A 7,726-nucleotide genomic window follows, 5' to 3' on the forward strand; every position below is an offset into this window, starting at 1 on the left:
AGAGTACACTATTAAAGATAGTGTACTCTCAAGAAAATCACAGACACAAATGCGGTTTGTATTCGGGCACCCACCCCACAAGTGGGGCCCCCTCCCAAATACAAAACACACAATTTAATTACGAAAGGTATGAGCGATGAAAGGAATGACTCTAAAGACAGTTAGAACAAAAGATAGATCAGACCCATGTACAGAATTAGCTTTAAAGAAAAAATTAAAGGAATTCATATCGCTGAAGAAAAATGAACACAAAAAAGAAAAAGAATAAAATGCGTATTGTGTAAATTATGTTACAGGTTAACTTCTAACAACGATTTTCCCAACGAGCATCAAAAAGGCCAGACAAGCTGGCCTCCTCATTGAGCATGTTACTCACCCACGTTCTTATTCAGTTAAGCAAAGCAAACCGCTCAACATAATTTAAACCCATAATACGCACTTAGACTAGTTTGCTTTTAAGGGGCTTCTGGGCTCATACAGAGATTCTGAACGTTGTTACTGACAAGGTTTTACGTGCATACTCCATTGCTTGCTGGTCTGTCTCATATGGTCCATAGATTTTTACGTTGTGGTTTTCATCTTCATCAACGTTTGTAACTGACATGAACCAGTCACCAACCAAGAATATCTCATCAGCAAGTTCATTCACTTCTTGGAAGTTTAAGCCAACAACATTCGACACCATACATTGAACTTGGTCTGTGTCATCTCGATAACCGAGCATCTGTACATAGTTATTGTTGGACTCACTCATGAGCAGCATTTCTTTTAGTAACTCTAAGCTGTCGAAGACTTTTTTGTACTGACGCTTGGCAACTACATCATTGGCATCATCAACGGCTTTATCTACATCGTTGTGTAACCAGTTAATGACTTCTTGGAGTTCATCAGATTTCATGACTTGATCTTCCATTATTTCATCGACCTCACGAGCTTTATGCCGAAGCGTTTTAATTCCAGTCCACCGAAGTTATTCACGGTAAAGCTTGAGCTATCAAGTTCGTAGTTTCCTGATTTATATGCAGATTGGTCGTCTTGTAACGATAGCTTCATTTCGACTGGGAACTTACCACCTAGATATGCATATCCGATTTGTTCTCTTATCGTTCTAGCTTGTTTACCATCTTTGCCTGGTAATGTTCTTGTGATTGGTTGTTCGTGTTCTGGGAAGATTTCGACTTTCAACATATCTTTTCCTTAAGCTACGTAAGCTTTAAACGGCAGCACGTTTGATTGCGCAGCCTTTGGTAGTTGATACCAAGCAGGTACCAGTAATGGTTGAACTTCTATTTCTTTCGAACGCTTCAACGTTGGACACATTCTAGAGACATCGAACTGTTGACCGATATCGATACCGATTTTTTTCAATCTGGCTTTATGTTCATAGAACTGAGAGCGATTCAGTGTTTCTCTAAGGTCAGTGCCGTTCTGCCATAACGTGAAGTAATTCATGGTTGTATTTGCTTTGCGAACTGTATCGACAACCCCACAAGATAAAAGTTGTTGAGCTATCGTTTCGTGGTGATCATGTGAGACTGATATTGTGTTCATAGCATTCTCGAAGTTTTGTAAGTGTGGTAAGAAGTCATGCTCTTTTACGTAGCCGTAAAATTGCAGGTTGTATCTCTTCAACAACTTCTGCCTTAAGCTACTTTCTAGTCGAACGACTCCATTTTTTTCACAGTATTCAATTAGTTGATTGATATAACTAAGTGTATCAGCGTCTAGATTTTTGACTTTTTTCATGTGACGGCGTAACTCGACGCCTTTTGTATATAGCTTAATTACCTCCCATTCTGAACCCTCGCCCCAGTAGCAACTAGTACCATCCGGATAGAGTTTTGGTTTACGACCGCGTCCCATTTGGATTGAGGACATTCCTCGTATAAAAGATTGTTCACTGCCCTTGCCTACTGACATGTTTCGAGTCCAGTCGATACTCGTAATTTCAGCCCCATCACCTACAAGTGAAGAAGCTTTACCATCAGGGGATTGTCTATGTGATAGGCGCGTATTTTTTGTAAATGGTGGTAGGTCATATTTGGATAAAATATGGTTATAGATTTCCACACACTGCTCGATAGTTTCGAGTCCAAAAAGATTGTCCTGACGCTGCCAGCGAGATGGGTTTCCTTCAACTCTTACACGGTATCCATCACATCTGATCGTCAACTTTGTACTGAAAGAACCCTCAAGTATTTTTTGATTCACTGAGGGAGGGAGTTTCTCACCAGTTTCCAAGTCAACTCGCTCAATAACATGACGACCAACAAGCGGAAGCCCGCCTGAATGATGATCTTGTTGCATGAATAAACGGTCGATAAGAACAATGTAAAAACCCTGTCAACTATGATTTATCACAGCTTAAACTTTACTTTTAGACATGTAAAGCTGGGGTATGAAAAATAGCATGTATAATTATTAAAAATGATATTCACAGGAGTTTCGGATGCTTAAAGATGTACTTAAAACTAGGCGAGACCTACTAAGTTTAAAACAAAGTGATGTTGCAGAGTTTGTTGGTGTGACCCCCCAAACATACATGAAATGGGAAAATGGGAAAAACGAGCCTAAGGCTAGTAATATCAAAAACTTAGCCGAAATCTTAAAAGTTAGTGAAATGGAGATTTGCCGTGGTGAATTATTCGACGTTGATGCTCACGAACAAGTAGAGTTCATGAAAACTGTCGCATCAATGCAAAGGTATATTGATAGTGTCACTTTTACATCTATTCTTCACAAATTCATTTTAGACAAAAATGAATTTCTCTCTGAGCTAGATTTAATGATGCGAAAGCAGCACGGTATCAACATCAAAGACATGGAAAATGTGCCAGATGAGGTTTCATTTAAAGCTCAAGAAAAAGCAGAGCTAAGTGGTGAGTCTAACTGGGAACGGTTACCGTAATCCGGAATTCCGGACTTAATTCGGGTGTTACAGGAACCCGAACCTGAGAGAGCCAGTTTTGCGCGCTACGCTTGCCTCCCAAAACCTGCCTCTCTCTCATCATGATTGGGGGGTTAGATAGTTCCCTTATATACCAAGAAGTGCCCTATTTTTTGATTCCCCAAAATACTCAGAACGTTTCAAAATGAAACAAGAGTACACTATTAAAGATAGTGTACCTTCCGGCGAGTCAAGTCCTACTGACGCGCTTCGCTTGTCCACTCATTTGCTCTCTACAAGCAAGCTTATAGCAGGGAAAATGAGTCGATTTTTATAGAGTAAGAAATTACATCATGACTACACAAAAGCTTAATCGCGCATTCGGCAGCAATATTAAAAAGAAGTTCGGCCAATTCCTATCTATGCATGAGTTGGATATCTATGATTTTGAAACTAAGTTCTCAGATCTTGAGGGAGACATGATCTTTACTCTTGAACATCGGGATTACAAAGATGAAATATATTTCAGAGCTTACAGTGACGACTTTCAAGATGCGGAGTTTGAAGTTGCTCCCGCAGATAGACTCAACGCAGATGTAATCAACAGCTCTCTTCACCATTGTGAATCCGCTATTTCCGATTGGGTAGCTAATGCTGCTAGAGAAATAACAGCAATCAAAGAAGAAGAAATTGAGCAGACTGCTCAAAAAATAAAGAAGCTCATTTCTCCACATTTGGAGAAATGCATTGCAGACCCAGACAATTATTTTTCGCCATCTGAGCATACTATTTTAAATGAGCGCCTTGATTCATTAGAAGAAGCGTTCAAAGAGCATCGTGAGATTTTTAACCTAACTCAACAAAGTCTTGAAGAGTTGACCGTATTAATCAATGAAATAAAAGCATCATCAGAAATCGAAACTCAACAACGTTGGTATGACAGAACTCTCGACAAGTTTGGAATTTGGGCTAGTAGAATAGATAAAGTGGAAAAAGTAGTTAAAGCAATCGAAAAAGGCTCTAATTTACTAGAAAAAGCATCTAACGTTGTAGATTCAATTCCGATGTAGCTAGTATTTAAAATTGAAGCCAGTGCGCATTGTGCAAATTATATTACGGGCTTCAATCGTAAAACGATTCTCACGATGAGCATTAAAAAAGGTCAGCAAGCTGACCTTTCTAATTGAGCATGTCCCTCGCCCACGTTTGACTTCATTCAGGCTTTCAGCAAACCTCTAAACATAATTTAGACCCATAATACGTAGTGATGGAAATTAAAATCTGAGGGGTTTTAGCACCTTAGTCCTTGCAGATTTTGCACACGGCGCCGGATTAAGCCCTTAATGTCGTTGGTTTTATGGATTTTAGCTGAACGTTTATGCATGTTGAGTCCAATATTGTTGGCTATACTTTGTTTTCGTGTCTCTGATTTTTACGCTGACGTGTCGCCGTTTCCAGAGACTTTCTACTACAAACACACTTTATGAGGAGGAAAAAAACTTTGCGCGCTGTCTTAATTTTTGAAGGAGATCACATGCTCACGCCACACTTTGCGGATCTCGTGCATCATCACTTTGATGATATCCACGACGCCGCGGCCTTTTTTCACGTTCAACCGATCACGGTCCAACGTTGGCTCTCAGGTGAAGTCCCTGTGAACCCGATGGCCTGAAAAATTGATGAACATCCACGCTCGAGGTTACTTGCCTTTAGACCATCGTTGGAATGGATTTAGGGTTCACTTTGACCGTGCCACCTTGATCACGCCTGAACGACGCGAGTTTAATCCGAAAGAATTGCTCAGTTTTGCGTATTGGCGCGACGAACATCGTCAGCTCGTCGTACGCCACGGTCGAATTGATTCCCCAAAGTTCTACCCACCTAAAGAGCACCCATTGCCATTTCGTGGCGGTCGCCGTATGCCTGCGAAACCTTGGGTGCCTGCCAAATTCAAATAAGACTAGGTACAACACCCACACGCAATAACGTTACTCGCTCTCCAGAAGCTTCAACTTGCGACCAAACTTAACCTATCTAATCCGCAATAGTTTTGACTGATAATCTAAAGGGCTATTTAGTCTTCGACTCTTAACAGGACGTTGCCCTGCTCTAGCAGCTCAGAAATCGCTTGTTGGTACGCTTCTTGGACAAGAGTTTGTTCCCAAACGCGCTCATAATTAGGTAAGACTTGCTGCCGGGAGATAGTCGATACGCCGAAGCTCAATTCACCCTCGATACGGTGTCGTCGAATGGTGACCAATTTGGCCTCAGTCCATGAAGGCACTGGTTTAGTGGTACGTGGATATTGAAGTGCTTTTTTCTTTTTCGCCATGTTGAACTCCCGTCTGCATAGACCATCAGCCTACCAGACGTGGCAAAAACGCTTTACTGTTTACTCAGCAAAAATCGACGTAAATCTCGCTCAGCGCGCATCACAAACAAGATGTAAACCTTGTTATCTTCCTGCTTGTAAAAAACACGACAAGGGTTGACCACGACTTCACGATAATTGAGGTGCTCGAGTTCGGGAGGCAGACGCCCAGATTCAGGAAAGTCGACGAGGCGTTCGACTTTGTCGAAGACGTTTTGAACGAGTTGTTTGGCCGCGACCAAATTTTCAAGAGCAATGTATTCCGCGATATCGTTCAGGTCCGATAACGCGGGTTCACTCCAAATCACTTCAGCCATTTTGACATCTTGTCTTTGGCTTCGTCATGACTCAGCGCTTTGCCTTCAGAAATGGCGCGCTCACCGCGGGCGATCCCTTCCAAGATAGCCAAACGGTTTTGCATAAACTGGTAGTCATCAACGTCAACCAAATACGCAGAAGGTTTGCCATGCTCGGTGATCAACACGGGCTCTTTGGTATCGTGTAGGTCGGCAAGGATTTGGGTCGCTTGACGCTTAAGGGAAGTAACGAGCTCGACTTTCATGAAAATGACTCCAAAAAACAATAAAGTGACACTATTGTATCACTTTTAATCTAACAAGTTTAGAATCTAAAAATACTACCTTTCTAGTCTCAAATTCATCTCAAGTACATCACTTGATATTTGCCTGTTCTCTGCGGTTATCAATCTCTTTCTCTACACGTTTCTTCTGAATATTGAATAGGCTATTCGGAAGCGTAAACGAATATGAAAAAGCAACAAATGATAAAAACAATATAAATTGCTCAACAAAAACTTTGATGCCTACAAGGAAAGGCAATACTTCAGCTCCCCATGGGAGCCCTTTAACTACATCAATCGTCGCAGGCACTGCTAGAAGCTTATATGAGAATATAGCAAACAGTGTTATGAGATAGACATAAAGCAAGTTTTTAGTGCTATTGAGCCTACGAAAGGTATTTTTAGTGGAGCTTTCCGCCACACGCCACGAGCCTGTAGGTAAAGAGCTTGGGTCACCAATAAGAGCAATAACCCCGACTAAGAAACCAGCTAATATTGAGTAGATATTAACTAAGACATCAAGCGCTTTATCCGTTAATAGTGGTTGAAAAAGTATAGAAAAAGCACCACTACCAACAAGAGTCAGTAGCAAGTAGATCGATTTTCTTCTGTACTTTTTCCAATCGCTCATTGTTCTAGAATACCTTCGCGTTCATATTTTTCTAGTGACTCAACAAGTTGTAGCCACATCTTGTCTCTATCGACTGACTTACCATGTCGTTTCACCTTCACGGTATGTTTCAACACAGTGTCTTCATTAGTTAGCTTAGTACCATTTTTAGTGGTTATCACATATCCACCGACGTCTGTCGATGCTAGTAACTTTGCGGTACTCTTCGCATGTTGTTGGCCAACGTCCGCATCATCACCCGACGCACGGCCATCGTGAGAAATTACAATACGCGCATTAAGCCCTTCTTTCTCGAGGATTTCAGCATCTGTATAATCCTCTCGCAATACATCCAACATGCTTGTAACCATACGCGTAATTTTCTTTAGCTTCCCTGAGGTTTTTTCCTTCGGAGTCATACGTTTAATGTACTCCAAAGTAGACAAATATGACACGGCATTTACGACAATATTGCTGACACCTTCATCTTCAATTGTCTTTACTGCATCAATATCAGCGACCTGCTGAATATCCATAACGCCGGACTCTTTCGCATAGCCACCTTTATCTAATAGTAATTCTAAAAAGCCATTAATAGCGCTTGCTCGAAATGTCGCTGCCGGACTCATAATTAAGTGATTATCAAGAATACAAACGAATCCTTCCCCATCAAGAAACTCTTGATCTAGAGGTGCATCGTATGTACTAACTTCAAGCTCAGCTCTAGCTTTTGACGGTCTATTTATTGTATTAGCGGAAGCTCCTTCCTCATAAAGCCCAACAGAAAATAAAGTACAATCCTTATCGCCATGTCTCAACTTAGCTTTACGACTAGACAACTTCATCCCAACAACAGAACGCTCGTCACCAATGTAAAACGTTCTTTCTTGAGTGGAGTTCAATTTCTTCCATGCAATGTTTGCCATTACTTCAAGGGTGTTTTGAACTTTTACCCCATCGATTTTCGCAAATTCACAGCGGAAATAGTAGACAGTTCTATTTTTTGGTTTCTCTTTCTTCGCAGCCATATTGGGTCACTTAACATAGTTTAAATGTTACATACAATAACGGGCACTTAAGCCCATATTTTTTAATGTGAGTATCTGGTTTTTATTCGCACTTAACGCTTCGTTTAGCCGACTAGGTCCCAAGACTTACCCCACTCTACAACAGACTTACGGCTGCAGCTTTTACGCAAAGGGTAAAAACGACGTTGGTATTTCTTACCCTCAAATTCAACTATTTAGAACTACTCATGCCTTATAAGGAACATGTCCA

11 protein-coding genes and 1 pseudogene are annotated in these 7,726 nt (G+C 41.1%); 4 read left to right on the plus strand and 8 right to left on the minus strand.

All coding sequences use genetic code 11. The features are described 5' to 3' along the window. The first annotated feature begins 136 nt into the window (after positions 1–136). Entirely contained in the window at positions 137–268 is a 132-nt protein-coding gene (locus BCT34_RS24725) for a hypothetical protein (RefSeq protein ID WP_277869170.1), read from the plus strand. 204 nt (positions 269–472) lie between these two features. Here the strand turns inward: BCT34_RS24725 and BCT34_RS02130 are convergent, their stop codons facing one another. Genes BCT34_RS02130 through BCT34_RS02140 form a run of 3 tightly spaced genes read right to left on the minus strand, consistent with a single transcriptional unit; the run spans position 473 to position 2,331 of the window. Then, complete coding sequence (locus BCT34_RS02130; RefSeq protein ID WP_231111404.1) at positions 473–898, minus strand: hypothetical protein; 426 nt, start codon at positions 896–898, stop codon at positions 473–475. Positions 899–912: 14 nt separating this feature from the next. Continuing rightward, positions 913–1,188: a G5P family DNA-binding protein gene (locus BCT34_RS02135; RefSeq protein WP_016767415.1), complete on the minus strand. Its 276-nt coding sequence runs from the start codon at positions 1,186–1,188 to the stop codon at positions 913–915. A gap of 9 nt (positions 1,189–1,197) precedes the next feature. Further along, a complete protein-coding gene (locus BCT34_RS02140) occupies positions 1,198–2,331 on the minus strand; it encodes a phage/plasmid replication protein, II/X family (RefSeq protein WP_102300405.1) in 1,134 nt (377 codons plus the stop codon). A gap of 118 nt (positions 2,332–2,449) precedes the next feature. Here BCT34_RS02140 and BCT34_RS02145 point away from each other — a divergent pair, with 118 nt between their 5' ends. The 3 genes and pseudogenes from BCT34_RS02145 to BCT34_RS02155 all read left to right on the plus strand — a co-directional run bounded on the left by BCT34_RS02145 (position 2,450) and on the right by BCT34_RS02155 (position 4,845). Further along, positions 2,450–2,908: a helix-turn-helix transcriptional regulator gene (locus tag BCT34_RS02145; RefSeq protein WP_076652141.1), complete on the plus strand. Its 459-nt coding sequence runs from the start codon at positions 2,450–2,452 to the stop codon at positions 2,906–2,908. A 332-nt stretch (positions 2,909–3,240) separates the two neighbouring features. Next, a complete protein-coding gene (locus BCT34_RS02150; protein WP_076652143.1) occupies positions 3,241–3,957 on the plus strand; it encodes a hypothetical protein in 717 nt (238 codons plus the stop codon). Positions 3,958–4,421: 464 nt separating this feature from the next. Beyond that, positions 4,422–4,845, plus strand: a pseudogene (locus BCT34_RS02155) (phage protein). Positions 4,846–4,961: 116 nt separating this feature from the next. Here the strand turns inward: BCT34_RS02155 and BCT34_RS02160 are convergent. The 5 genes from BCT34_RS02160 to BCT34_RS02180 all read right to left on the minus strand — a co-directional run bounded on the left by BCT34_RS02160 (position 4,962) and on the right by BCT34_RS02180 (position 7,476). Then, on the minus strand, positions 4,962–5,219 hold the full coding sequence (locus BCT34_RS02160) for a hypothetical protein (protein WP_076652146.1): 258 nt from the start codon (positions 5,217–5,219) through the stop codon (positions 4,962–4,964). A gap of 53 nt (positions 5,220–5,272) precedes the next feature. Next, complete coding sequence (locus BCT34_RS02165; RefSeq protein ID WP_076652149.1) at positions 5,273–5,575, minus strand: type II toxin-antitoxin system RelE/ParE family toxin; 303 nt, start codon at positions 5,573–5,575, stop codon at positions 5,273–5,275. Further along, positions 5,563–5,820: a type II toxin-antitoxin system Phd/YefM family antitoxin gene (locus BCT34_RS02170; RefSeq protein ID WP_076652152.1), complete on the minus strand. Its 258-nt coding sequence runs from the start codon at positions 5,818–5,820 to the stop codon at positions 5,563–5,565. Before BCT34_RS02170 ends, BCT34_RS02165 begins: the two co-directional genes overlap by 13 nt. A gap of 109 nt (positions 5,821–5,929) precedes the next feature. Next, a complete protein-coding gene (locus BCT34_RS02175) occupies positions 5,930–6,469 on the minus strand; it encodes a hypothetical protein (protein ID WP_076652154.1) in 540 nt (179 codons plus the stop codon). Further along, positions 6,466–7,476 (minus strand): hypothetical protein, encoded by a 1,011-nt coding sequence (locus BCT34_RS02180; RefSeq protein WP_076652157.1) that lies wholly within the window; start codon positions 7,474–7,476, stop codon positions 6,466–6,468. The genes BCT34_RS02175 and BCT34_RS02180 overlap by 4 nt, the downstream gene beginning before the upstream one ends. Positions 7,477–7,726: the final 250 nt, after the last annotated feature.

The organism is Vibrio sp. 10N.261.45.E2 (assembly GCF_002875705.1).
Taxonomy (GTDB): Bacteria; Pseudomonadota; Gammaproteobacteria; order Enterobacterales; family Vibrionaceae; genus Vibrio.

Bases quoted from the DNA above. Each gene is read 5' to 3' on its own strand.
- BCT34_RS24725 (WP_277869170.1), top strand. From the start codon at position 137: ATGAAAGGAATGACTCTAAAGACAGTTAGAACAAAAGATAGATCAGAC.
- BCT34_RS02130 (WP_231111404.1), bottom strand. From the start codon at position 898: ATGAAATCTGATGAACTCCAAGAAGTCATTAACTGGTTACACAACGAT.
- BCT34_RS02135 (WP_016767415.1), bottom strand. From the start codon at position 1,188: ATGTTGAAAGTCGAAATCTTCCCAGAACACGAACAACCAATCACAAGA.
- BCT34_RS02145 (WP_076652141.1), top strand. From the start codon at position 2,450: ATGCTTAAAGATGTACTTAAAACTAGGCGAGACCTACTAAGTTTAAAA.
- BCT34_RS02150 (WP_076652143.1), top strand. From the start codon at position 3,241: ATGACTACACAAAAGCTTAATCGCGCATTCGGCAGCAATATTAAAAAG.
- BCT34_RS02160 (WP_076652146.1), bottom strand. From the start codon at position 5,219: ATGGCGAAAAAGAAAAAAGCACTTCAATATCCACGTACCACTAAACCA.
- BCT34_RS02165 (WP_076652149.1), bottom strand. From the start codon at position 5,575: ATGGCTGAAGTGATTTGGAGTGAACCCGCGTTATCGGACCTGAACGAT.
- BCT34_RS02170 (WP_076652152.1), bottom strand. From the start codon at position 5,820: ATGAAAGTCGAGCTCGTTACTTCCCTTAAGCGTCAAGCGACCCAAATC.
- BCT34_RS02175 (WP_076652154.1), bottom strand. From the start codon at position 6,469: ATGAGCGATTGGAAAAAGTACAGAAGAAAATCGATCTACTTGCTACTG.
- BCT34_RS02180 (WP_076652157.1), bottom strand. From the start codon at position 7,476: ATGGCTGCGAAGAAAGAGAAACCAAAAAATAGAACTGTCTACTATTTC.